Origin of the sequence: Paenibacillus sp. 2KB_20 (assembly GCF_052115765.1) — a bacterium.
Taxonomy (GTDB): domain Bacteria; phylum Bacillota; class Bacilli; order Paenibacillales; family Paenibacillaceae; genus Paenibacillus_AQ.
In genome coordinates this window covers 1-25,115 of the sequence record NZ_JBFRHH010000017.1, presented here as the reverse complement: position 1 = coordinate 25,115, position 25,115 = coordinate 1, and the positions used below count along the sequence as shown (strand labels likewise).

At 44.6% G+C, this 25,115-nt stretch carries 23 protein-coding genes; 3 read left to right on the top strand and 20 right to left on the bottom strand.

Going from position 1 to position 25,115, the window contains the following annotated elements; genetic code table 11:
* Window positions 1-175: 175 nt before the first annotated feature.
* The 7 genes from AB4124_RS29840 to AB4124_RS29810 form a co-directional block, all read right to left on the bottom strand.
* Window positions 176-1,627 carry a carbon starvation CstA family protein gene (locus AB4124_RS29840; protein WP_441975070.1) on the bottom strand — a complete coding sequence of 484 codons (1,452 nt, stop codon included), beginning with the start codon at window positions 1,625-1,627 and terminating at the stop codon, window positions 176-178.
* Window positions 1,628-1,839: 212 nt separating this feature from the next.
* Window positions 1,840-2,577: a LytR/AlgR family response regulator transcription factor gene (locus tag AB4124_RS29835; RefSeq protein WP_441975069.1), complete on the bottom strand. Its 738-nt coding sequence runs from the start codon at window positions 2,575-2,577 to the stop codon at window positions 1,840-1,842.
* 19 nt (window positions 2,578-2,596) lie between these two features.
* The gene (locus AB4124_RS29830; RefSeq protein ID WP_441975068.1) at window positions 2,597-4,348 is read right to left on the bottom strand and encodes a LytS/YhcK type 5TM receptor domain-containing protein; all 1,752 of its coding nucleotides are present in this window, start codon (window positions 4,346-4,348) and stop codon (window positions 2,597-2,599) included.
* A 207-nt stretch (window positions 4,349-4,555) separates the two neighbouring features.
* Window positions 4,556-5,155 carry a GNAT family N-acetyltransferase gene (locus AB4124_RS29825; protein ID WP_441975067.1) on the bottom strand — a complete coding sequence of 200 codons (600 nt, stop codon included), beginning with the start codon at window positions 5,153-5,155 and terminating at the stop codon, window positions 4,556-4,558.
* A gap of 15 nt (window positions 5,156-5,170) precedes the next feature.
* Window positions 5,171-5,851 (bottom strand): DUF6320 domain-containing protein, encoded by a 681-nt coding sequence (locus AB4124_RS29820; protein ID WP_441975066.1) that lies wholly within the window; start codon window positions 5,849-5,851, stop codon window positions 5,171-5,173.
* Complete coding sequence (locus AB4124_RS29815; protein WP_441975065.1) at window positions 5,848-7,119, bottom strand: alcohol acetyltransferase; 1,272 nt, start codon at window positions 7,117-7,119, stop codon at window positions 5,848-5,850. The genes AB4124_RS29820 and AB4124_RS29815 overlap by 4 nt, the downstream gene beginning before the upstream one ends.
* An 85-nt stretch (window positions 7,120-7,204) precedes the next feature.
* Window positions 7,205-7,816, bottom strand: a complete 612-nt coding sequence (locus AB4124_RS29810; RefSeq protein ID WP_441975121.1) for a YkoP family protein — start codon at window positions 7,814-7,816, stop codon at window positions 7,205-7,207.
* A 436-nt stretch (window positions 7,817-8,252) separates the two neighbouring features.
* On the opposite strand from AB4124_RS29810, the gene AB4124_RS29805 reads away from it, so the two are divergent.
* Window positions 8,253-10,640, top strand: a complete 2,388-nt coding sequence (locus tag AB4124_RS29805) for a fibronectin type III domain-containing protein (protein WP_441975064.1) — start codon at window positions 8,253-8,255, stop codon at window positions 10,638-10,640.
* 858 nt (window positions 10,641-11,498) lie between these two features.
* On the opposite strand, the gene AB4124_RS29800 is transcribed toward AB4124_RS29805, so the two are convergent.
* The 8 genes from AB4124_RS29800 to AB4124_RS29765 all read right to left on the bottom strand — a co-directional run bounded on the left by AB4124_RS29800 (window position 11,499) and on the right by AB4124_RS29765 (window position 17,833).
* A complete protein-coding gene (locus AB4124_RS29800; protein ID WP_441975063.1) occupies window positions 11,499-12,962 on the bottom strand; it encodes a chitinase in 1,464 nt (487 codons plus the stop codon).
* A gap of 699 nt (window positions 12,963-13,661) precedes the next feature.
* A complete protein-coding gene (locus tag AB4124_RS29795; protein ID WP_441975062.1) occupies window positions 13,662-14,270 on the bottom strand; it encodes a YdcF family protein in 609 nt (202 codons plus the stop codon).
* Window positions 14,271-14,432: 162 nt separating this feature from the next.
* The gene (locus tag AB4124_RS29790; protein ID WP_076321860.1) at window positions 14,433-14,975 is read right to left on the bottom strand and encodes a GNAT family N-acetyltransferase; all 543 of its coding nucleotides are present in this window, start codon (window positions 14,973-14,975) and stop codon (window positions 14,433-14,435) included.
* 46 nt (window positions 14,976-15,021) lie between these two features.
* Window positions 15,022-15,564: a hypothetical protein gene (locus AB4124_RS29785; protein WP_441975061.1), complete on the bottom strand. Its 543-nt coding sequence runs from the start codon at window positions 15,562-15,564 to the stop codon at window positions 15,022-15,024.
* 30 nt (window positions 15,565-15,594) lie between these two features.
* Window positions 15,595-16,017 (bottom strand): hypothetical protein, encoded by a 423-nt coding sequence (locus tag AB4124_RS29780; RefSeq protein ID WP_441975060.1) that lies wholly within the window; start codon window positions 16,015-16,017, stop codon window positions 15,595-15,597.
* A 55-nt stretch (window positions 16,018-16,072) separates the two neighbouring features.
* Complete coding sequence (locus AB4124_RS29775) at window positions 16,073-16,645, bottom strand: AAA family ATPase (protein WP_441975059.1); 573 nt, start codon at window positions 16,643-16,645, stop codon at window positions 16,073-16,075.
* A gap of 33 nt (window positions 16,646-16,678) precedes the next feature.
* Window positions 16,679-17,173, bottom strand: a complete 495-nt coding sequence (locus tag AB4124_RS29770) for a 2'-5' RNA ligase family protein (protein ID WP_441975058.1) — start codon at window positions 17,171-17,173, stop codon at window positions 16,679-16,681.
* Window positions 17,174-17,248: 75 nt separating this feature from the next.
* Window positions 17,249-17,833 carry a DUF3267 domain-containing protein gene (locus tag AB4124_RS29765; protein ID WP_441975057.1) on the bottom strand — a complete coding sequence of 195 codons (585 nt, stop codon included), beginning with the start codon at window positions 17,831-17,833 and terminating at the stop codon, window positions 17,249-17,251.
* A 335-nt stretch (window positions 17,834-18,168) separates the two neighbouring features.
* Here AB4124_RS29765 and AB4124_RS29760 point away from each other — a divergent pair, with 335 nt between their 5' ends.
* Window positions 18,169-20,433 carry a PQQ-dependent sugar dehydrogenase gene (locus tag AB4124_RS29760; RefSeq protein ID WP_441975056.1) on the top strand — a complete coding sequence of 755 codons (2,265 nt, stop codon included), beginning with the start codon at window positions 18,169-18,171 and terminating at the stop codon, window positions 20,431-20,433.
* A 101-nt stretch (window positions 20,434-20,534) separates the two neighbouring features.
* Here AB4124_RS29760 and AB4124_RS29755 read toward each other — a convergent pair whose 3' ends face one another.
* Together AB4124_RS29755 and AB4124_RS29750 are read right to left on the bottom strand one after the other, a co-directional pair.
* A complete protein-coding gene (locus tag AB4124_RS29755) occupies window positions 20,535-22,298 on the bottom strand; it encodes a SulP family inorganic anion transporter (protein WP_441975055.1) in 1,764 nt (587 codons plus the stop codon).
* A gap of 168 nt (window positions 22,299-22,466) precedes the next feature.
* Window positions 22,467-22,802, bottom strand: coding sequence for an ArsR/SmtB family transcription factor (locus tag AB4124_RS29750; protein ID WP_076321867.1), 336 nt, complete (start codon window positions 22,800-22,802; stop codon window positions 22,467-22,469).
* A gap of 191 nt (window positions 22,803-22,993) precedes the next feature.
* Between AB4124_RS29750 and AB4124_RS29745 the strand changes: the two genes are divergently transcribed.
* The gene (locus tag AB4124_RS29745) at window positions 22,994-23,632 is read left to right on the top strand and encodes a hypothetical protein (RefSeq protein WP_441975054.1); all 639 of its coding nucleotides are present in this window, start codon (window positions 22,994-22,996) and stop codon (window positions 23,630-23,632) included.
* Between the two features lie 163 nt (window positions 23,633-23,795).
* Here AB4124_RS29745 and AB4124_RS29740 read toward each other — a convergent pair whose 3' ends face one another.
* The 3 genes from AB4124_RS29740 to AB4124_RS29730 all read right to left on the bottom strand — a co-directional run bounded on the left by AB4124_RS29740 (window position 23,796) and on the right by AB4124_RS29730 (window position 24,944).
* Window positions 23,796-24,077: a DUF6886 family protein gene (locus AB4124_RS29740; RefSeq protein WP_441975053.1), complete on the bottom strand. Its 282-nt coding sequence runs from the start codon at window positions 24,075-24,077 to the stop codon at window positions 23,796-23,798.
* Window positions 24,031-24,183 carry a DUF6886 family protein gene (locus AB4124_RS29735; RefSeq protein WP_441975052.1) on the bottom strand — a complete coding sequence of 51 codons (153 nt, stop codon included), beginning with the start codon at window positions 24,181-24,183 and terminating at the stop codon, window positions 24,031-24,033. The genes AB4124_RS29740 and AB4124_RS29735 overlap by 47 nt, the downstream gene beginning before the upstream one ends.
* A gap of 107 nt (window positions 24,184-24,290) precedes the next feature.
* Window positions 24,291-24,944 (bottom strand): uridine kinase family protein, encoded by a 654-nt coding sequence (locus tag AB4124_RS29730; protein ID WP_430202816.1) that lies wholly within the window; start codon window positions 24,942-24,944, stop codon window positions 24,291-24,293.
* Window positions 24,945-25,115: the final 171 nt, after the last annotated feature.

Here is a 25,115-nt window from a genome sequence, read left to right as displayed (position 1 = left end):
CCCTAGAAATGATCCCTTCACTTCTTCATCTTATGAGTGACAGCCTGTCGATTATTTACACAAATATGCGATGGATATGCCCGCTACATGGCTATCTTATTGAGAAAAAAAGAAACCGTCCATGGACAATCTCCATAGACGGTTTAGATTTATACATGCACGCTCCATGATTTCGTTATGCGACCTTATGATAATCCGAGATATCGACCTCAAGCGGCATTTCGGCTGCGCGTGCTTTTTGGGCCGCTTTAAAGAATACAATGACCAATATGACACTGATGACAGCACCCACGATATAAGAAACATTCATGGATTGCCTGAATCCGATCTGGGCATTCAGAATGTACACCGTCGTTGTGTAGAGCATAAACGCACCGGGAATCAGCGCCACCCAGTAATTTTTACGGGCAATGAACAGGTACATCGCACCGACAAACAGAGCAATAACCGCGGTGGCCTGGTTCGCCCAGGAGAAGTATCTCCAGAGAATATTAAAGTCAATCTGCGTTAATGCAATGGAAATGACAAACAAAGGAATGGCAATGATAAGGCGCCGCTTCATGCTGAATTGTGGCAGCTTGATATAATCCGCAATGATCATGCGTGCACTCCGAAATGCGGTATCCCCCGAGGTAATCGGCAGAACGATCACTCCCAGTACAGCCAGCGTGCCTATAACGGCACCTAACGTCACCTTCGCCACCTCGCTTACGACAAGACCCGTTCCGCCGGAGGCAAGAAGCTCGTTCAAGCCATTGGGCCCCTGGAACAAACTCATCGCCGCTGCGGCCCATACCATGGCAATGATTCCCTCTGCAATCATCATTCCATAGAAGATTTTCCGCCCCTGCTTCTCAGTCTGTGTGGTCCGAGAAATAATCGGCGTCTGGGTAGCATGGAATCCGGATAGAGCACCGCACGTAATGGTTAAAAACAAAAGCGGGAAAATCGGCATATGATCCGGATGCAAATTGGCTAAGGTCAATTCCGGTATCGGTACCTGCTGTACAATCAGCATCCCGCCGACACCAAGAGATGCTATGAGTAACAGTGCGCCGAATATCGGATAGAAGCGGCCAATGATTTTATCAATGGGCAGAAGCGTAGCCAGAATGTAGTAGCCGAAAATAAACAGGGTGATGATCCACAAGCTTACCTTGCCGTTCATCAGATTGTGAAGCAGGCTGGCTGGTGAGGTCACAAAGACGGTGCCTACCAAGACCAGCAGCAGAATCGCGAAAGCGTTCACAACATGCTTCATCACTTTACCCAAAAACTTGCCAGCAAGCTCCGGCAGATGCGCACCGCGGTTGCGGATGGAGATCATACCCGTCAGGTAATCATGCACAGCCCCGGCAAAAATACACCCCAGCACAATCCAGATAAAAGCAACTGGTCCATAGAGCGCTCCCATAATGGGTCCGAAAATGGGCCCCACTCCGGCTATATTGAGGAGCTGAATCAGCGAGTTTTTGTTTGTGCTCATGGGCAGATAATCGACGCCGTCCTGATTGACATAAGCAGGTGTGGCACGTTCTTCTTTAACTCCGAACATTTTTTCAATGTATTTTCCATAAGTGAAATATCCAATAACCAGCAGAATGATCGATATGATGAAGGTATACATGCCTTCGCCACCTTTCCTTGTAATCGCTTACATTGATTATAAGAAATTATATAGGTCATAGGGCGATTTTGAACTAACATGTCGTCTAGACGCATTAAGATGTTCAAATTTAAGGTTATTATGCATATATACGGGGTTCTCTCATCAAGCTCTCATTAATCCTTCATCGACACATGAGCATTCCATACATCCTCATCACATCCACGTTACTACTAGAGCTCCAAAGCTTCTCGAAATGCCTTGGCATAATTTCGGCTTACGGCTAGTTTGTCACTGCAGCCCTTCAGCTCAAGCTGGAATGCGCCGTTAAACCAAGGAACCAGGCTTTTTACATAATCAAGATGTACCACATAGCTTTTATGAATCCGGAAGAATGGATACTGCCGAAGCTTCGATTCCAGCTCCTTGAGCGGCGTTTTAACATGATATTGCTTATCGGCTGTGACAATCTTGGAGTATGCATCCTCCCGTGAGATATAAATAATATCATTCGGGTCTATAAACTTGATTTCCCCCTCCACATCCAGCGACAGCTTGCCTGGAGCTTTTGAATACCCAGGTGCTGCAGAGTCTTCCTTCCGTAATGATTGCTCAAGGCGCCTCACCGTCTCCGCCAGCCGATCTTCGTCTATGGGTTTTAACAGATAGTCCAGTGCTTCAAACCGGAAGGCCTCTACACCGAATTGAGCATACGCCGTGGCAAACACGATTCTCGGAGGGAGCTTCAACTCGTTCAAGGCTCTCGCCGTTTCAAGCCCGTTCATTAAGGGCATTTCAATATCCAGAAATACGGCTTCCGGCTTCAACTGCATGGTCTTTAACACCGCCTGTTCCCCGGAATCCGCTTCCCCAACGATCTCGAGTGTAGGATGCTGCTTCAATAAATAGATCAGTTCTTCGCGGCTGTACCGTTCATCATCCACGATGAGTGTTCGAATGCGCTCGATCATGTTTAAGAAATCCCTGCCTTTATGAATGGAGTTTTACGTTATTGGCAGCGGGAATCTGAAATTGGATTTCTGTCCCGACTGTTACATCACTATTGATGTTTAATGATGCATGGGGTCCATACATCAAGGCCAATCTTCTGTTCACATTATACACAGCCAATCCCGTACCCGATGAAGAATCGAGCATTTGGCGACCCAATAACTGAAGCCGTTCCGACGAAATCCCCGTTCCGTTGTCCTTGATCGTAACGAATACACCGTTAGTCGGATCACCCTGAATGCGGATAATGATGACACAATGGTCTGTTTTGTTCCTGAAACCGTGGCGTATGCTGTTCTCTATTAATGGCTGCAAGGTCAGCGGTGGTACAAGCGCCTGCAACGCAGAATCCTCTACCTCAAATTGAATTTGCAGCTTATCCTCGAACCTGGTTTGTTCAATGCTCATATAAGAACGTATATGCTGCAGTTCATCCTGGAGCGTGGCCTTCTCGGCGGTTGCGGCGGTCAAATTCTGGCGAATATAGTCCGATAGACTCCGCAGCAGCTTTCTTGCCTTCTCCGCATCAATCCGTGTTAAGGAGAGGATGGTGTTTAATGCATTAAACAAAAAGTGCGGATGAATTTGTGCTTGAAGCGTCTTGATCTCAGCTTCCCTGGCAAGTTCCTTGGTTTCCTCCAATTGAGCGGCCTCCAGCTGGTAGCTTAACAGCATCGTAAGACCTGACATTAATTCTGTCGTAACGTGGGTAATGTCCTTCGGACTTCGAAAATAGAATTTGAGGGTGCCCACGGTCACTCCTCCCTGTTTCAATGGCCCGATGACAGCCGCTCCCAGCGGACAATCCGGCTTCTGGCACTGAATATGCGCCCGATCCGCGATCAGCTGCTCCCCTTGTTCAATGACCCGACGAGTCACTTCCGTCTGCAGCGGACGGCCCGACGCGTGATGATCATCCCCCGTCCCGACATGGGCTAGAATCATCCGGTCATTCGTAATCGCAATCGCACTGGCGTTGACTTCCTCGTAAAGAATCCGGCATACCGCTTCCGCGGATTGCACATTCATCCCCTGACGCATGTACCCAATGGTTCTGCGGGCAATACGAAGAGAAGTTTGAGCCTGCTGAGCTGCTACCTTCTCCTCTTCATTCAATACGGATCGAATAATGAGAAGAAATAAAGCGCAACCGATCCCGTTAGCTACAATCATCGGAACTCCAATATAGCCGACCAAGGACATCGCCTGTTCGAATGGTCTGGATAAAAGCAGGATAATCAGCATTTGAAGGGACTCTGCCAATGCCCCCATTAGAAGCGCAGCTGAGAAAGAAACCTGCTCATTCTTCTTATGAAACAAGCTGGCTAGAAGACCTGCGAGTATGGTCGCGAGCCCACAGGCCAAGCTCGTAAATCCCCCTAATGTAAAACGGTGAAGCCCTGCAATCAGTCCTGCGCCGAGCCCGATTCTGCAGCCTCCGAATAATCCGGCCATGACCACACCGACAACCCTTGAATTTGCAATCGCTTCGTCTCCGTAAACTTGCATCATCCATTTGTTGACTTCAAGTGATTCGGTGTTCACCGTAATACCGGTATACGTCCCGATAATACCTAAAATCCCGAAGACTAATATGGCTTGTATCTGTTGTACAGACCCCAGCTTGTCCTGGCTTATCATTGTCCGGAAGAACCTCAACCGGGTTACGATAAATGCAATCGTCACAATAATTCCAATCCGCTCGGTCATTGTAATCAGCAGTTCAAACATGGCGTCACCCCGCAATCTGACTTTGAATCGTTACTCGTCACGCATTGATTCCTTATGAAGTTTGCCGTAAACCTGGCAATACATACTAAATTATCATGGCAGAGGCTCAAAAAACAACAAAAAACCTCCTGCTTCAGTCAGTTCTAAAGCGAAGGTTGTTAAACTCGATACCATCCTATTCGTTTGTGCATTCCGTTTATATGAATATCACCTGATAACTGGCTTTCTCCATTCCATATAAATACGGTCACTGAACCCTTTTTCCTCTGTATCATCCTCGGATTTGCGTTCAAATTCCCGGAACCCTAATTTCTGATATAACGATAGCGCGACCTGGTTGCTGTCGGTCACTTCCAGAACATAACGCTTGTACGGCAGCTTCTCCATGACATGCTTCATTAATGCGGTGGAAACGCCTTTGCCGCGTGCTTTCGTGGTAGTTGCCACACATTCGATGTAACCCGTCTCGTCATCATAGGGCAATGCCGGGTTAAATTCGTTTTTCATGACATTATATGCAAGTTCCCCTGTCTTGTCTCCAAAAGCATCCTGAAGCGGAGCTAGTTCGACCGGCATGGCTCGCTGCCCATGATGGGAACAGGCTAAAATCCCGATCATGACTCCCTGGACCTCCGCTACATAAAACACCTCAGGACTGAAGAGACCCCGGAAGGCTTTCTTCAATGTGCTTCGGTCCTGGGTGAAATAGGACAATTCGTTATAATATCCATCAACAAACACTTCCGCCACTTCCTCGCGAACGTCTCGTTCATAATCTGCCATTCTTCTAATCGTAATGGAGCACATGATGTTTACCTCCTGTCAAAAATGTAATCTGCGCTTCATATCCTTTCGAAATCCCTTATCTGCAATCAGGCACATCCCGCTAAACGTTAATAAGGCATATACGGCCGCCGCAACGGCTGTCCATAATACGTGCGACATGCCGATGGCGTACAGTAATAAGGGCACAAACCCAAGCAAGATCAGGGTTAACAAGTAACCTGCGAACTCGCGCCAGCGCATTTTTCTGGTGCAGCATATAACGGTAATCAGCAGGGTTGCCGCCATCATCAGGAACGGAATGACGTAGCCGGTCGACCAGTAATTCGTACCCGCTGCGACGTTGAGCCAAAGCAGCATGCCGGAAAGCCCGAGAAGCTGTACGACGATTTTGCCGCCGAGGTGCGACTTGGACATCAAAGTATGTCTGATGAACAGCCATGCATAGAGCACGCAGGGCATGAGGTACAGACTCCACCATACTTCGTGATTTCCCAGGATATTTATAAGAACGGATAAGCCGATGACGGACACGGCAATGAAGGTAAGCCACTTGGATAAAAGACTGCTCGCACGCTGCTCCTCTACAGCCTCATAGACGGGGTACCAAGAATTGCCTCCCACAGATGGTGCGTTGCCCTTACCCTGTAAATTTCTCCGGCATAAGGGACATGTTGCGTGCGCCGGGTCTACGGATACCTCACAGCTCTCACATCTCATGGACCCATCCCCCAATCGTTGCTGACGATCCTTATATCCAATCCACTTAGGCTGGCAAGCTGACGAAAAAAGTGCCTGATCACATCGCTTTCAACGATATTCCTGGCAAAGGTGATGGTCAACTGGTCATTGATCGAACTGACGGCACAGTTCATGGGACTCTTGGCCGTAGGATACATCGTGGTTTCCATCGACTCGATATGCGCAGCCATACTCGCAGGGATTTCGACTCTGCCCAGATTGGTAAGCGTTAGCGTTTTGGCCTCTTCACCGAAATGGTCGAATCCATAACGAATCGCCATATCCTTCAGTTTCAGCGGCGTGAATCGGGATAACAGGTTCTTCTCGTATTTCATGCTGCCGGCCATCGCTTGGCTTAGATAAGACTTCGTCGTTTTCTCTTTCATCTGTGCATGCACGATACCTTGTACATCATCCAATGTCATGCCTTCCTTCATCTGTACGCCAATGTTGATGACTGCAAAAAAGTTGCGCAGGCTGCTCGAAGGGAAGATTTTTCGCAGGTTCACCGGCATGCTAATCACGATCGGCCGGTTCTCGTTGTTGAAAGGCAACGTGGTCTCATAAACCGCCATGATCAAAATCGCTGTCAGGTAAGCGGTGAGGGTCACTCCCTTCTGCTTGGCCGCCCCATTCAGCCGCGAGGCGTGAATCATGCCGTGGATGACGTTATGTCCATAAGGCGAGAAACGGGTACCGGGAATTTGCAGGGCCTCCGGCATTCTGGAATCGGCCGTGACCGAAGTATAATGAGCTTTAAAGCTGTCCTGTGCTTCGGCATAACGGGCAAATGAAGCGGGCGGCAGAATCAGACCTTCCTTGTCCTCCACGTTCTCACCGAGCAGATATAAATACTGGAACACCAAGGTTTTGAGGAACTCCAGAGCCCCACCGCCGTCTGTTAGCGCATGGAAAATCTCCACGCTGATTTTCTTGCCATGATATAAAACCCTCACCAAGCTTCCGTTCTCAGTCGAGAGGGCTGCAGGAGCACAGGGATAGGTGGATTCCGGTTCCACCATCAAACGTGTCTCCTTCTCCCGCAGAAATTTCCAGAACAGGCCATTTCTAAGCTCGACGTTCAATAGAGGGAATCGCTTTATTACACTATCGAGCGCCTGTTGCAAAACCGATGGTTTCACGTGACTTTTCAGCATCATCGACAATCGGTAGGTTGATGAATTCTCCCTCCCCGCAACCGCGGGAAACAGCTTCCCGGCGTGGTCAAGTTTATACCATTCTTCCATCTGTTGCTCTCCTCATTTCTTGTAGAACTCCCATATAACTGCACACAACAGCCTTACCTTATGTACGTCGCAATGCCTCTTTCACTCAAGCTTCAACTGCAGCCGATACCAAGAGGGGATACCCCTCTTCATGTGAAGGCCGCTTATCCGCCATTGAAAATCGCTTCATCAGCGATGAGCGGGTATGTATTAACATCATCGGAACAAGTAATTCGGTTCTTCGATCAATCCGGTTCTTGCCATCCGGGTGCATCACCGATAACAGCATTCGCAGGTAGGAAGTGGTCAGCTTCTGGAACAAGTCCGGTTTCATCGCTTGATGCTCAAAGCCAAGCCCGTGCGTTAATCCACGGTGCAGCAGTGTAATCCCGACCAATGCCCTGACCTCGCTGAACTCCGATTGGCCTTCATATGCACGGCTAATCTGCAGCATGGACTTTCTTGCAAGTCTTGCTATTTTCAAAGCCGCACGATCTGGCCCTTCAGATCGGATGAGTTTCAGAATCGTTTCATTATCCAAATGAAGCTCGCCTACCAGATCTCCATTCTGAATAACCGTCGAGTCCTCGCAGACGATGCACTCTCCTCGATGCTTCTTAATCATGACCGTGCATATGCCAAAGCGCGAGATATGCGAGCTGCGGAACCTGGAAATGAAGGTGAAGATACGTTCCCACATCATCCAGGAGCTTTGCATGACGGTTTTAAGTAATTTTCGCAGCAGTTGAAACACCTCACTATATATTTGATTGAATATTGATTGAATATTTCATTCCATGATTCTCCAGTAAAATTCCGTTAATCTCATCATAAAGGAGATCTGCACAGGTTCACACCGCCTCTGGTACAGAGTTGCCCTCGGTCTCCAGACGGAGATGCGGATCAAAAAAAGTTGCCAATCCGAACGTTTTCGAGATGAGCACAGCTCTTGTTGAACTACTCAAAGACATTCCCCTATTCAAATTAATAACCTGCCACGTTCCTAACATCAGTTCTAATTGGTTTTTTTCGTAATATTAAAAAGTAAGCGCTTCATATTTATGCAAATGTATGCTCTGGATAAGCAAGCCATTGTAACTGCCGTAGAGTCCATATTAGGTTTACATCAAACTGACAAGGATGTGACTACGATAATGCTTTCACATTTACGTAGGTGCGGGCTTTTGTTTCTGGCGGCAGTGCTCATCTCTACAATCTGGGTTCCACTCCCACATGCCAAGGCAGCAGCGTTAATTACAATCGATTCCCATCAGGATGGGCAAACGCTTCAGCCGGGTGTGTCTGAGTTATTCGGTTCCTACAATGGTGTGTATGAGCTTCAACTCATCGTAAACGGAGAGTTTGTAACGGATGTTCAGATGGATGATCCCAATGGCGATGACAGCGGGACCTGGTCCTACAAGCTCGATACGAGTCAATTGGACGGTTCAGTCGAAATGGTGCTGAAAGCAAATGACGCGGTTACGCGTTATGGCATCTGGTCTCCTTGGATGCACCTGAACATCGATAATCCCGCAGCTCATATTCCAGAAGTGGAGATTACCAGCCCTATTGAGTATACTTTGCAGCGCAACAAAATGGATATTAACATATCCGCAGCAGGTAAAAATCCAATATCACTTGTTGAGCTCCGCATCGATGGTGGAGAATGGCTGCAGGTCTCCCCTGCCAAAAACGGCTATAAATATACATTCGATTCGCGTCAATCCCCGCTACGGGTTCACAGCCTGGAAGCCAGAGCAGCCGATTCTTATGGCAATATAGGCTATAGCCTAACGGTCTATGCAAGAACAGGGGGGCAGCCACCGGTTAACCAAGGTAATCATCCCGCGACAGTTACAGATGCCGTTTATACGGATCTCTTCCACCCAACTCCCATTAACGTAATTGAAGAAGTATACAGTCCCTCCGCGACGAACCCTGAAACGGTAACTAGCAGCACCTATAACTCAGAACCGCTGACAGATCAAGACCGTGCGATCTGGATCTGGGAAAATGCCTCCTACCCTCTCGTTCTGAATTCGAATTCCCGCGTTGTCCTCTCGTCCATGGCAAAGGATACCGCAACCTTTAATCAACGTCCGATTACGACGCTTTATTTGGCTGTAGGTCAATATAACGGAACCAAAATGCTGGAGGATCATCGTAGTAAGGTCCAACAATTCATCGAGTGGGCACACGCCGAGGGTTTTCGGGTTCAAGCGTTGATCGCCGGTGGTACCACCCCGCCTTACTTCGGAGCCTATAATCGATATCTGTCTCATGCCGTAAGGGAATTTGAGCAGATACTGAACTACAATTTGGCCTCCGGCGAGTCTGCTCGTTTTGATGGCGTGAACTTGGATACAGAACCGTATATCCTGCCGGATTTCAAAACAGCAAAGCCTTCCGTCCAGATTCAGTACCTGGATATGCTGCAGCTGCTAATGGAACGTAAGCAGGCATCGGGACTCGCCTTGTCAGTCGGCGCAGCGATTCCTAGATGGTACGACACTTCGGCCGACGCCAGCAATATTACATGGAATGGAAAGACGAAATGGCTGTCTGAGCATATTCAGGACACGGCCGATTATATATCGATTATGAATTATCGCGATCAGGCCGATGGGAGCGCCGGTATTATCGCACAAGCGCTAAACGAGCTGGCCTATGCAAATACGATCGGTAAGCCGAAGTCGGTTGTGATCGGAGTCGAGACGAAAGACATCGCGGATGGCGGGGATCCGGAAACCATCAGCTTCCATGAAGAAGGACGAACTTACATGGAGCAGGAGTTAAACAAGGTGTATGACGCTTTTCTGAACGATTCGGCGTTTGGAGGCATCGCTCTCCATCACTACTCCTCGATCGTTGATTTTCCAAGCGAATGGGGACCTGGCGGCTACGCATGGCAGCCTCCTTCCGACCATGAACCGCCAAGTACGGTTAGCGGGGCAACAGCTGCCACGTTTGATTTTCAACGCATTAATATAACTTACAATATGGCGATGGATAACTCGGCCGTGAATGCATATCGGATCTACCGCGGGACCGAAGCCGACTTTGAGATTGGACCCGCTACTTACGCCGGAACCTCGAAAGGACTTACCTACAAAGATACCGGGCTGCTGCCAAGCACCACCTATTATTATAAAATCACGGCGGTCGACATCAGCGGCAATGAAGGAGCTCCCAGCGCGGCTGCTTCAGCAACAACGGCGCCGTCCGCCATGAAAGCCATGGTCATTGATCAGATGACCATCACCTATTCTAATGGTGCCGCCAGAGTATCCATGCAGATGGTTGATATGGAAACAAGGCAGCCTGTTACGGCCAAGATCAGCGGACGATTCACCCATATGGCAGGCAAATATGTTAATGCCACAACAAATGCGGAAGGCGTGTTCCAATCGCAATCCGAGCTCATCTCCGCATCCCGTGGCGAGATCGGTTTCCTGCCACGGCGCATCATGGCCGACTCCTATTACTGGGCCAGTGCTTATGACCAACTCCCGTACCCAACGGTGATATGGGAGCCTTGAGGCTCAGTTTGATTGTACGTTACAGTCGCATTTAGACAAGAAACGCCCAGGCCTAAGCCTGGGCGTATGTTGCTTCACTATTTTTGAAGGAATCGACATTCTCTCTATTGGATCGTACGGGAAATGATCGCAGCTAGTTAATAGCAATATCCCATCAACAAAATCGTTGAGCCATGTAGGTCTTACCTGTACAGCTATTCCCGCTGATTAATATGATCATGTATGCACCTCCCATAACGGCCATTTCTTATGTTAATGGTTATATAGGCTAATCAAAATACTTCTTATAGTTATCCAATAATTCTATTGGACTTACTTCATCTTCTTCCTTAAAAGACTCCTCGTCCGATTCAACTTGGTATACGAATTTAGAGCCGGTTTAAAAGGAAGCTCGAGAGGGGACAGTCTCGGATATTGAACGAGAAATCGTACATATGGGCGTGCCGTGGGCGGACAGGTTCAGCATTTGTGCGAAATATCGTACAAATGGGCTTGCCGTCAGCAACCAGATTCAATATTTGTACGATATATCGTACAATTGGGCATACCGCGTGCAATCAGATTCAACATTTGTGCGAAATATCGTACAATCGGGCTTGCCGTCAGCAACCAGATTCATATTTTGTTCGAAAAATGATTCAAACGAACGCACCACGAACGTCTAGTTTCGGCAAAGAAAACCAAACAGAAACCTCTCCATGTTTATGATGGTTTTATACCACCACATATCAAAGAGAGGTTTCCTTTTTGTTAACTATAATCTACTTAATGGTCGACAGCCATCCACACAGCTCTCGAACACGCAACGGCGCACAAGGAGCAGTACGCACGTTGTACTGATTGTACAGTATCCTTAAGTTAAGGCAGCGTGTTCAAGAATGGTCTTACCGTTTTGGCAAGCGTGTAATTCGTGGTCGCATCCCAGTTAATGGACCAAGTCATTGCTCCCCGTATATCAGGATATTTCGCAACGGGCTTATAACTTCCACAGCTGTTTCCAGTTGCTAGACAATTCAGGGCATTATTTACGACCGTTGGAGAAACATATCCGCCTCCAGCTGCTGAAGAGGTAGCAGGTACTCCCAATCCCAATTGGGAAGGTGATACCCACTGCAGCGTTAAGTCCGAAAGAGCCGTAAGGAAATCAACAGTGCCTTGGGAATAGCATTTTCCGTCACGACCTAGCATGCATCCGGAATTATAATACTGGACATTAATTACGGTTGTCATATCCTTTAGATTGTTATAGAGCTGCATATAGGAGGTGTTTGGATTCTGCATGTCTATCGTTTGGGGAGCCATCGTCAGAACAAAATCATTTCCTGCTTTTTGCTTCAGTTGGCGGATCGCATTGGTTAAGTTAGGTACATTCATGCCATGCTCCAGATCAATGTCTATCCCATCAAGTCCAAATTGAGTGATGATTCCGTACATGCTATTCACAAAGTTCGCTACATTCGGGGAAGGATTATTCAAATTAATGTTTCCCTTTTCCCCTCCAACGGATATAATGACCTTCTTGCCTTGAGCGCGTTTTGCCTGAATGTCCGCGATCAGTTCAGCATTTGTGTACCCACCGAGAGCAGCGGATAGCGCAGAATCTACATTGAAAGTGACACCACCAGGGTTAGCAGGGTCCATCTCGGCAAACGCTAAAACAATGATGTCGTACTGATCCGGTATATCTCTCACTTTCAATTTGCTGGCACCATTGACGAAGTTCTGCCAGTACCCTGTCAATATATGCTTCGTCGGCTGGGGACCTCCGCCTGGTCCTTCTGAAGTTGTTGCATTCACGGTCGCACTGGCAGGAGAAAGATTCCCGGCAGCATCCTTAGCAATGACCTTAAAAGAATATGTCGTTTTCGGTGAAAGACCCGTTATTGTCGCTGTCGTACCGGTAACAGATATGGCAAGGGCTGTGCCTTGGTATACATCATATCCTGTCACGCCTACGTTGTCCGTAGATGCTTGCCAGGATAAAGTAACACTTGAAGAGGTGACTGCGCTTACAGTTACATTCGTAGGAGTTGTCGGAGCTACAGTATCACCACCTCCACCACCTTGAACAAACTGCCACAATGCAGGAACATTAGGCGGTTCCCACCCGGGTAATGAGGTATGAGATTGAATGGCTTTATACGCTTTCCCATCGTATGTCACGTTGTCGTTTACGGCATAAGACACATTGGGTGCCCAAGCACCTCGTTCTGCTGCAGAAACCTCTAGGGAAAAAAAGTTCATAATCATAGACACGACGACCAATAAAGGCAACATCATCACTCTCGATTTGTTCAGCACTCTGGATAAACCCTTGTTCATCCATTAATCCCTCCTCAATAATTGATAATTAAGCTTTAGCCCTATCTTGCATAAGACGACAAACATCACCTCCTGTATAAAATACAGTCATCCTGTTACATTCTCAAAAACCAAGATGATCCATTTCACTTACTCAATTTTGATTCATTTACATATTTCGCAAGTTGATTTATATGTTAAAAATTTACTTTATATGTTAATTATTATAAATATCTCTGGAGGATCAATTTAGTCTATGTAAGAAGATTTTCAAACAAGATGCGCCCGGGCCTAGGCCTGAGCGTAGGGTTGCTTCCCTATTTTGCAAGATAAAAATAACCGTCCTCCTTGAAGTGTATTCAGGAAAACGGCCGCTGTATGGTTAGTTTAGTTATGGGTTATGTTTCGGGATCTCCGGATAGATTTCGCCACTCTCATGACCGTATGCGATGGTGATAAAAACCCAACTCTTTGTGAAGCAGCACTACGAATGCGGATCATACTTTCGATCCCTGTTACCCCCAGATTTCTTATTGTACTTCTCCAAGGTTGAAATCCGGGGGCAAAGGGGACCGCTCTGCTTCTCCAGCTTGCTTCCCCCTTCTCCGTTGGAGAATCGAAGACCCTAAAATGCGAATTATCGAACATGCTTCAATATAGTAAGTTCGAATCCTTGTAACGATTAAAAACTGGATATACTCAGCGAAATCGTGATAATGTTCAAATTTCAATATCCGCATCAACAAAATATCGGCCCCTTACCCCGCCAATCACTTTGTTAAGCTCACTCAGTACACGCTTCTCTTCGATAGGATTGGTCCACCAATTGTCGCGCCTCCCTTGAGAACGATGGTCTGGGCACCACACATACTCATACCAAGGAGGCATAAAGGTCCTGAGCATCAGCTGGCATCGACGCATATGACCAGGTGCACTGACGAGCAAGAGTCGATGGATTCGTTGTAACCCTAATGCCCGATCAAGCACGGTTAGGGAAGCCATAATGTTTTCCTTCGTATGGTTGGACATCGTTTCAATAAAAATGGATTCTGGCGGAATACCCATTTTTGTCGCTTCATCCCGCATCATGACCGCCTCGGGTTGCTCCCACTCGCCAAATCGGTCTCCACCAGTTAATAATAGATAGGGGGCGCGACCGCTTTTGTATAATTCAACCGCTTTCCATACTCGATCCAGGTTTTTTCCGCCAAACACAAAGATACAATCTCCGGACTGCGTACCATCATCCACTTCCGTTTCCGCCCCGAATACCACCGTTGTGATCTGTTCTCTCGTTAATGTCACCGGATTCATCTGTGAGATCAACAATAAGAACGCCTCCCGTTTATCATGTTCATCAAACCCAAGCAAAGCTTGGTCAACTTCAGTATCGATAAAATTGCAATAGCTTTGCAGCGTCTGGAGCCCTCATTGTCCTATTAACTTGGACTGAACGGCAGCAGCATCCGTTAGGAAACTCTATACTTTAATCTAATCTACAGATTTAACACGCTTTGCCATAATAATATCCGGTTTTCCTATTCCATTCGCATCTGGTATAACGCCGACGATTACAAAACCTAACTTTCTATAAAAGTTCGCTGGGTGATCTAGACTTTCAAAATTGGATAGATGGGCCGGAATATCATCATACAAATTCACGTTTGCTAGACTGGTTTGATTATACTCATCATCCGTACCCAATATGATGGTTATACCTCCGCGTTGGTAGACCTGACGTTCAAAATCGATCACTAATAACTTGCCAAAGCCTCGCATTCTACTATCTTTCCTAATAACTAACGGATGCAGTTCCCACACATTACCGTCATACTGACTTCTCCCGCCAATCCACCCGATAACTTCATCATCCCCATTAACTAATACTCTACTAATTGAATCATCACTAAGAGATTCGAAAACTTCACGTATGGCAGAATCTATTGTGGGCCATGCTTCAAAACTCTCATGCAATAGCCTAGCTGTTTGATTTATCTTTTCTATGTCATTTTCTAACAAATCAATTATGATCATGCATGTACTCCCACCATTCTTTAGGTTCTATAACTTCATCTCATTCCTATAGATTATTCAAAAAAAGACGGATCACACGATCGTCCCATACCTGCGCTTCTATATATCGTTCTGGTCCATGATCTCCATCTTTGTTCCATTCTTGCGGCCAACCATATTCGTCCACCAGCCGGAGGATTTCATTCTTTAAATAGACCTTTCCTCTGTAAGGCTTTCCGTCTTTATAACGCATTGTGGGAAATAAGTCACCATACGTAAAACTAATCGTCTCGGGGTCAACATCATCGAGGGGAATCTTGACTTCCCTCCCGTTCTGATACCACCGCTTAATCCATTCACAAGGGCCAAGTGTCATGTAATGTGGATATTTATTCATCGCCCTGCCACCCTTGGCTATGAATAGCTCTTTTGCATACGACTCTATTCCACGTCGGATTACGATATAATCATCTGCACGTTGACTCGCAAACATATTTTTATTTTGTTGAAGTCTTCTCTGTATTTGCTGCGCTTCTTCAATGGATAGTGCGGATAGATTTCGAAAGGGTCCGGTTGCTGCATCATAATAATGATATAAGAATAATTCCATAACTCCTTCCTTTCCTTGATTACAGCGATATTATTTCGCTCGTAGATTTAAAACCCACTTATGTTTCTCAGAAGTCTCCGAGGCTTCAAATATCAGCCCGTCCATGGTCAGCTTACCCTGATTCCATTGTAATCTGGATACTTGTAGCTTTTGATCAGTTGACTGCACATTCATGGGATGATCAGGAATCTCCATCTCAATCTCATGCTCATTTATGATTCTGACCTTGGATTTATGAGAAGAAATGACTGGAAGTCCACTTCCATATATCATATAGAGACCATACTTTTGATTATTTTCTTCATAAAAATAAACACCCGTCCCTTTTGCATCCCACTCCCGATTTACAATGGTTGTCCATATTTCATATTCATTCTTCATCCATTGATTAACATGGAATAATAAAAACATGGATAGGACCACTGCAAGGACAAGTAATAATCGTTTTTTCATAGGCTACTCCATATTATTAAATAGGGCTCATCCTTTATATTTCACGACTTGTTATTTATCGATTTCCACTTTCGATTTTCTGCTTCTCACCCTCGATGTAGTCATATACTTTTGAAATCTCTTCTTCGTAGTTCTCTTTAATTTCAAAATATGGGACAGCAGTAGCTAAACACTTTTCACGGAAATCATCATGCTCCTGTATATAATCTGTAACCGTTCCCTCTTCAGGATACATACGTGTTTCGATAGCATTTCGATGTTTAATGATGTTGGATTGGAAGTTTTGCTGAATATACGTGGTTGAGAATCCCAAGAATACCGGTATGATGTGCGCTGAGTAGGATGGCTCGATATCCTGAAGATGGTGAGGCAGGATGTAGCAGCCCTCAATGATTAGATTCTGATTATTCTCGATGTTCGTCTTGATGATCCCCTTGAGGATCGGCCATAATTTTTCACCGATAAACTCTGTTGAATCCAAGGGGGTGAAGCCACAGTTCATATCCGCTCTGTATAATCCCATTTTCAAATGGTCGATCGAAAGATATGGAACGTGATACCTCTCCAGCAATTGTTGCGCCATATAGGTCTTCCCCGTGCAGCTATTCCCGCTGATTAGTATGATCATGTTCGTCACAATCCTCCTTTAATGGCATAGGCATCAACTCGTTAGGCAAAAATCAGCCCTTTTTTTATATTTCTCTTTTTTATCCGCTCTATAGAACAAGCTGATATGAGTTGCTTGAAATTCTTGAACTAAGCTAACATACGACTCCAGCTCCTTCTTCATTTCGATGATCGAGTCAGAAACTACAGATTTTCGAGCAACCGTGATATGCGGTTTGTATCGTTCTAACTCAAAACATTTCATGATTTGTTCCTGATTGGGATTAAATATCGTTACGAGTCTCTTATGTAGTTCTACTAACTCATGGGATTTCACTTCTAAATAAAGGACATCCATATTTCCGAAAAATTTTAGGTCTCCCACACGTATTGGAAAATCACCAAATTCCGAAATCACCTTTTGACACGGTGGTAGCCACCCTATATCTTCCGTTAGTCCACACGATGCTTTTACCGTAATGTGGGGTCCGGAACTTTGATGACCGTTATACTTGTCTCTTAATTTCATAATTTTATCGTGAATATCCATGGGTGGGACAATTCCGAAGTAATACTCCAATGCAACTACACCTCGCTTTATAAGCTATTGCAGACCATTAAGATATTACTGCAAACGGTAGTATCCTCTACAAAATATACTATTCTTAGGTTTAATAAGAATTAGAAAAGAATTTATGATATCTGAGGATGATATGGCCATGTTAAACCAACAAATATATAACATGAGTGATTTCATGAATCCGCTCATACCTATTGAAGCAAAAGCTGGAACTATAGACAACATCATAAGCGGAAGACTCATGAATAACCAAAACCTCTTTTTAGAAAGGGGAGTATCTGTATTTAGCCAAAAAAATATGCCGCTAAATGTCAAACTTATATCACCAAGCTTATAGATAACTATAATGTGAAAGAACTCATGTATCACGAATATACAAGCACTAAATAGGATTAATGTTATATAAAACACAACACTACTACTGGTACTGATAAATACTGGATTGGTTTCCGTAATCAATTGTGAGATTAAATCAACGCCAAAAACAAGGCCAGGTGCTAATGCAATACTTATCATTAACAAATATACAAACTTCATATAATGTGTTCGAAACCAAGGCTTTCGAATAAAAGGAAGCCATGAAGAAAAATCAATATCTGTTGCAGGAAGATTTTTAAACCATAAAATCATGTGTTAATTTCGCTCCTTCGGTACCTCTTTGATGCACGACCACTACATAGTTCCCATTAATGATCATCCATCATATGTTCTTGTATCGGGGCTTCTTCCATGATTATACATCTGTCCACAAAAAGGCGACAGCCAGAAATTACAGAAGAGATCAACTTCTCTTCTCAGAAACCATACATTGGGATTTTATTCAAAAAATTAAACCCTTTTTTATCCAAATGTGGTAAAGTGGTAGTCGAAAGTATAAGCGGTTTAACTTTTAGAAAGGAGGGTTTCATTTTTTTGTCAAAGCCTTCCCCTGTTGTCATTCCAAAAATTAAAAAGGAAGTGTCGCGATGATCACACGAAGCAAAATGATGGTCTTAAGTCTCTGCATTTGTATGTTGATCACATTATTTCCTACATCGGGCTTTGCTGAGGCAGAGGTTGAGGAAGAAACGGCAGCTGCTGCTGTGCCGAGTCCGTGGAAGCAACAAAATATCGGTTCACCGTCGGTGAAGGGCAATGCTTCTTATGATCCAACTGCTGATCAATTTTCCGTAAGCGGTGCGGGCAAGGACATCTGGGGCAAATCAGATCAGTTTAACTATGTGTACCAGCCCTGGACGGGAGACGGCGCAATTATCGCCCTTGTCTCTTCTCAAACCAATTCACACGAATTCGCCAAGGCCGGTATCATGATAAGGGAAACGCTGAATGCTGATTCCAAGCATGTCGATTTGCTGGTGACGCCTTCGAACGGGTTCACATTCCAGTACCGGGCAGAAACAGGCGGAACTTCCCAAAGCGAGAAAATTGCATCGACCAGCCCAGCCTGGATAAAGCTAGAACGTAAAGGCAACGTCATCAAAGGATATGTATCCAACAACGGTTTGAACTGGGGGGATTTAGGCAATGTGACTCTAAACATGAATGCCTCGTTGTATGTAGGATTGGCTGTCAGCAGCCATAATGAGACTAAATTAAGCACGGCTATTTTTGACAAGGTGAAGGTAAATGCGTCAGGTGATGTATACCCGCCTACCGAACCGACCCACTTGCAATCAACCAGTGTAACCGATACAACGGCAAGTATATCCTGGACTGCATCATTGGATGATGTTGGCGTGAAGGATTATGACGTGTATAAAGACGATGTGTTGGCGCAAGCGAATGTAACGGATACTTCCTACACCTTTACCGGTTTAACCCCGAATACCACATATAATTTCACGGTCAGGGCAAGAGATACAGCAGGGAATATTTCCAATGCCAGCAGTCCTCTCACCGTGAAAACGACGAACCAAACCGATACTCAGGCACCGACTGCCCCGACAGAACTTGAAAGCTCAAGCAAAACATCTTCATCAGTCCATTTGACCTGGACGGCATCAACAGATGACGTAGGCGTGTACGAGTACGATATTTATAGAAACGGTTCATTAGCAGGCAGCACGTCTGCCACATCCTTCAAGGTAACAGGACTTACGGCAAATACCACATACAGCTTCACCGTTAAAGCCAGGGATTTAGCAGGAAATATATCTGTGGCTAGCCAAGCGTTGTCGGTTAAAACGAACCCTGCCTCTTCCGATCCATATACACCAGAAGTTGTCGCTAACAACTTGGAAACGCCATGGGCTATCGATTTCGCACCGGATGGACGGATCTTCTTCACAGAACGCAACAGCGGCAGAGTTCGTGTCGTTGAGAACGGGAATTTGAAATCAACGCCGGTCATTACGCTCAGTTCTCCTTTTTATTATATGCCTAAGAGTGAAGGCGGCTTATTGGGACTGGCGCTTGATCCTAATTTTGCCACCAATCATTACATGTATATCTATCATTCCTACAAAACATCCGACAACAAAGTAGCCAACAGAGTTGTTCGTCTTAAAGAGAATAACAACAAAGCTACAATTGACAAGGTTCTGATCACTAATCTTCCTGGTGCGGTCTATCACAATGGCGGCCGCTTGAAAATAGGTCCGGACAGCAAACTGTATTTCGGAGACGGTAACTACGGAAATAAAGATGATACACTCTCTTACCTCGGAGGGAAGATATTCCGCCTGAATTTGGACGGTACCATTCCTGCCGACAATCCATTTGGTGCCTCTTCTCCGATCTATAGCCGTGGACACCGGAATCCTCAAGGATTAGCATGGCAGCCTGGAACGAACCGTCTCTTTGAATCGGAGCATGGTGAATCCTCCAAGGACGAAATCAACTTCATAGAGCCCGGTAACAATTACGGCTGGCCTAAATATGAGGGCGGGAATCAGAATCAAACAGGCATTACACCTCCTCTGATTTATGCAAGCGGTACAACCTGGGCTCCCTCCGGCATGACCTTTGTAACTCAAGGGCCATGGGCAGGCAATCTTCTTGTTACCAACCTAAAAGGTAAGCAGATCATCCGCATGGTCATTGGAGAGCAGAACGGAAAGCCGACGATCAACAGTAGTGATCTTAATTATCTGTTTGTGAATAAATACGGCCGCATTCGCGACATTGTCGAATCGCCAGACGGTTCGCTTTATTTCGTTACCAGTAACAATGGCGACAAAAATGGTGACGGCACTCCGGATAAACTTGTTCGATTGGTTCCTAACTTCTAGCGAATTTGAATCATGTTAATAGCTATACAAACCAGCGCGTGCCGATACCACATTGGCACACGCTGGTTTAAATTACGGCAGAAACCACAGATCATATAATTTCATCGACTTGCTGTATCTAAGCAACGAGCTCCTTGTATAGCATCCTTTTGGAGCACCTTGTTCGATAATGTGGTACATTCGCGGAAAGCAAAATGTTTACATCCTAAACATTTGTTATGATCCAATCGGGATAATGCGTAATCAATCGCCTCACCCGTATGCCCAAAGAAGTGAGCCGCCCCAATAAAATCAAACAAACCAGTTCTCTTCAATACTTCCATAGGCTGTGGTTGGACACCTGATATAAGAACCAACCCACCAAACTTCTTGAAGTGTTTAACCAAGCTGGTTAAATTGTGCTCCCCTGTCGTATCCATAAAGGGTACTTTCCCCATGCGTAGAAGTAAGACTTTAGGTCTTTGATGAATCGTATCCATGATCGACTTCTCAAACATGTTCGCGGCACCAAAAAAAAGCGGACCTTCAATTGTGTACATACCGATTTGGGGACAATCATGCCCCTCGGTTACCATGTGTGCCTTTACTTTTTCATGGTTATCAGCTGGATCGGGAAGCACTTTAGTTACTCTCAAAACGTCACTCATTCGTTTCACAAACAGAATGACAGCCAAAATTAATCCCACTTCAACAGCAGTCGTTAAATTCGTAAATACGGTTAGTATAAATGTAATGAGGAGTACAATGGAATCGCTCGTTTTGGTTTTCAAGACGTGAGCAAATTCTCTTCGCTCGCTCATATTCCAAGCAACCAGCATCAGGATGGGAGCCATACTGGCAAGTGGAATCTCAGATGCATAAGGTGCAAACAAAATGAGTACCAAAAAAACAACAATACCATGTATTATTCCGGACATAGGCGAGACAGCACCGTTTTTGATGTTGGTTGCTGTCCGTGCAATGGCACCAGTTGCTGGAATACCTCCAAATAGAGGTGTCACCATATTCGCGATGCCTTGCCCAATCAGTTCACGACTGCTATGATGACGACTGCCGGTCATGCCATCAGCGACAACTGCCGATAACAAAGACTCAATACCACCCAACATCGCGATAATAAAAGCGGGACGAATCAGCATTTCAATACGGTCCCAGGTTATTTGCGGAAAATGGAATTGAGGTAATGTACTAGGAATTGCTCCGAATGATGATCCAATCGTTGCTACATCACCTTTGAAGAACACAGCCGCAACCACACTGGATACGACAAGCCCCACTAAGGAACCCGGAACCTTCGGCATAATTCTTGGTGTAAGGAGAAGGACAACCAAACAAACCCCGGCTGTTATGACGCTGTAGATATTCGTGGTTGTCAGATGCATCACAATTTCCTTCATGTTAGGCAGAAAATTTTCATGTTTCTCGATACCACTTAGACCCAAAAAATTAGCAATTTGTCCGCTGAAGATAATTACTGCGATTCCAGCCGTAAATCCAATGGTTACCGGGCGAGGAATAAACTTAATCAACGCACCAAGTTTACATAATCCCATTAAGACAAGGATGATGCCAGCCATGAATCCGGCAATCAGCAAATTTTCGTATCCATATTGCATGACTATAGCGAAAAGGATGGGGATGAATGCACCGGTCGGCCCCCCAATTTGAAATTTAGAGCCTCCGAGCAAAGAAATTAAAATACCGGCAACGATGGTTGTATAAATGCCATACTCGGGTTTGACACCAGCAGCAATAGCAAACGCCATTCCTAATGGAATGGCGATAATACCAACAATCAGGCCTGAAATAAGATCTTTACGAAATGCGGATGCATGATATCCCTCAAATCTTCCCGTCCATTTCATCTGCTTTACCTTCTCTTCTTCATATATTTGATTATTTGAATATATGTGAGATGTTACTCCTGCCAATGAATAATGTCAATCGCTAAAATTGAACCTATTCCTCTATCCTATAAACAAAAAAAACAAGGTGCTCCTGAATATTGCTCACGGATGCCCTTGTTTTTTTAGTTATGGTTCATTTCGGATGACCTCAAGCAAAGAAATCGCATCAACGAGATGATTATCGAATATTTGCTTTGTAACAGCTAGCAATTCTTTAATCAACGGGTCACGTAAGGAATAAATGACCGATGTTCCGTCTTTTAAGCCAGTAACTACATTTTTATTTCGTAATACTGACAATTGTTGAGAAACGGCTGAACCTTCCGAACCCAAAATACTTTGCAATTCGTTGACGTTTTTATCTCCTTCGCTCAGCACCTCAAGAATTCGAATTCTCATCGGATGAGCCAGCGCTTTAAAAAAATCAGCTTTAAACTGTTGAATATTTTGATTTTGGTTCATGGCTATACTCCCTCAGTGGCTAAACTTTTGAATATATGAATATAATAACACAACCGCATACCAAACATCGCGTAAAAAAGAACCGCATGAGCATCGATTGTTATTTGGTTGCAACTATCGTATAATACCCTTTATATTCAAATTATTGAATATTTGATTTTATGCCATTAATAAATGAGGAGTGGATGCGAATGTCAGGCTTTATGGTTAATGATCCATCTCAACAAGATTCGCCATCCATTTACCCATCGACTTCGTTATTAAAAAAAGTGAGCAAGCAATCTGTCATTACGATTGGTATTCAGGCTCTGCATGAGGTTGGATCCGACCCTATTTGCAAAGTCTGCATTGCCAATGGAGGCTCCTGCTGTAATGGTTGCAGGCATCTTGCGGACGGAATTGGATGCCAGCAACGTAATACAAGTTGTACGGCATGGTTATGTGGGTTTCTTAAATTTTTATTGTATGAAACAGGCCTGTTACGAGAATGGAATGACTATTGGGACCAAGTACCGGGACAAGGTTTTCGTGAGGATTTCACCCCAGAAGTTTTCTTCGTAGAAAAGTCGTTACACCTTCCGGACATTCGAAATCTTAGCGAAGCTTTGGCTACTGATCTTCAGGAGTTAGCCAGAACTCACATTGCGATTGGGTTCATACTCACACTTCGGGAAAAAATAGATAAAAATATTGACCAATTGGAGTATTTTGAACATGATCCAAAAAAGCAAGTCAGCCTAAAAAGAAGCATTAAAATGTTATCAGGTCCTTTTTATCGTTTTCAAAAAGAACTACATGAATATCGTCAAAAGCTTCAAAACACGAAATAACAACAATAATGCCTTGTTTTGTATTTTCGATTAGTCTACAGCTAACAATTTCCCATTGTTCAGTCCAAGGAACGAGGAAGACCTGGCCTTTAGGTAGTCCGAGCATGGGTATCACCCTTTGTTCACTTTAATTATTTTTTTGAATGCAGTAGCTGAATCCCCCCTACAATTTCTTGGCACTATTAAATCTATGTATTCCATATCCCTTAAAATCTGAAGAAATAATTGATTCCCTAAGAGGACATAAATTGGGTGTAAACCTTAATTCAATTCCCTTACTTAAAAGTCTCTCAACCAGTCTATCAACCTTCTCTATACCCATTGGCTTTACGGTTTGATAGGAAATATAATATCCTGCAGTCTTATCAAAAACTTCAAACCCCTCGTCTTCAAATTGGTCATACGATTCGCGGACAATCCCTTGGGAAGTAATAGGAGAATTCATGTTCCTCATCAATTGCCCAAACGACTGCCGAAAAATCTGAACGATTCTGTTTTTCTCTTGGGATGAAGATTTCAATATCAGCCTCTTCGCTAAAATGAAAAAGCATTCATGCACCTCATTTCTTCCATGATAATACATCTATCAACCAAGGGGCGATAGCTATAATGTGTTAATTGATTGTTAGTTGAAGTATACTTCTTCCTGATTATACATTTAAAGATTTCTAATTGTTCTAAGTATTTCTCTTTTCACTTTCTCTACCACGCTATTTTTTTCTTGATTTGCATCAATTATGAGATCTGCCTTTTCCTTTACCCGGATTCCATTGAGTAAATACATCTCCTTGACTCCTCCATATAAATAATCCGATAAAAAATGATCTAGCAAGCTTATTAAAACTTCCGGATCATGCTTTAAGTTCTTAATCAGATCATAGATTCTTCTTCCAAGAGATACCTCGGGACTAACATCCAGGTAAATAACTAAATCTATGAGATCTGCCACTTCATCCCTTTCCTTTCCAAAAGGCTCTTCAAGTAATATGATCTCACCTGGTTTTAATTCTAGTTTTTCTTTTGGTTTCAAATTACCATACTCTTCTGCCCAACCAATTCCCTTATTTAGGATTACGGATTCACCATTTATAAGACAGATTAAATGTTCTCTAAGCAATGGTGTTTTAATTTCATTTGGATCTCCTCCACTGCGAATCCAACTAACAATACTCTCTGGAAAGTCTTTTCTTGATACGTAGTCATCGAAAAACAATGTTACGCAAGACAGTAGCTCTTTAGCTAATTCAATAACCAATGTACTCTTTCCAGACCCGGAATAACCGCTAACTGCAACTACTAAAGGTCTTTGCATCTACATCATCTCCTATAAAAAATCATGACCACCCGTCCAACGGGTGGTTTGCTCTTGGGGTATAACCCCTTGTTGCCAAACTGCGCCTAAAGACGCTAGCCTGACCACAAATCCGTTCAGGCTCAGTGTTTTTGTCACTTTCACTTACCAGTTAAACTGGTTTATTTATTT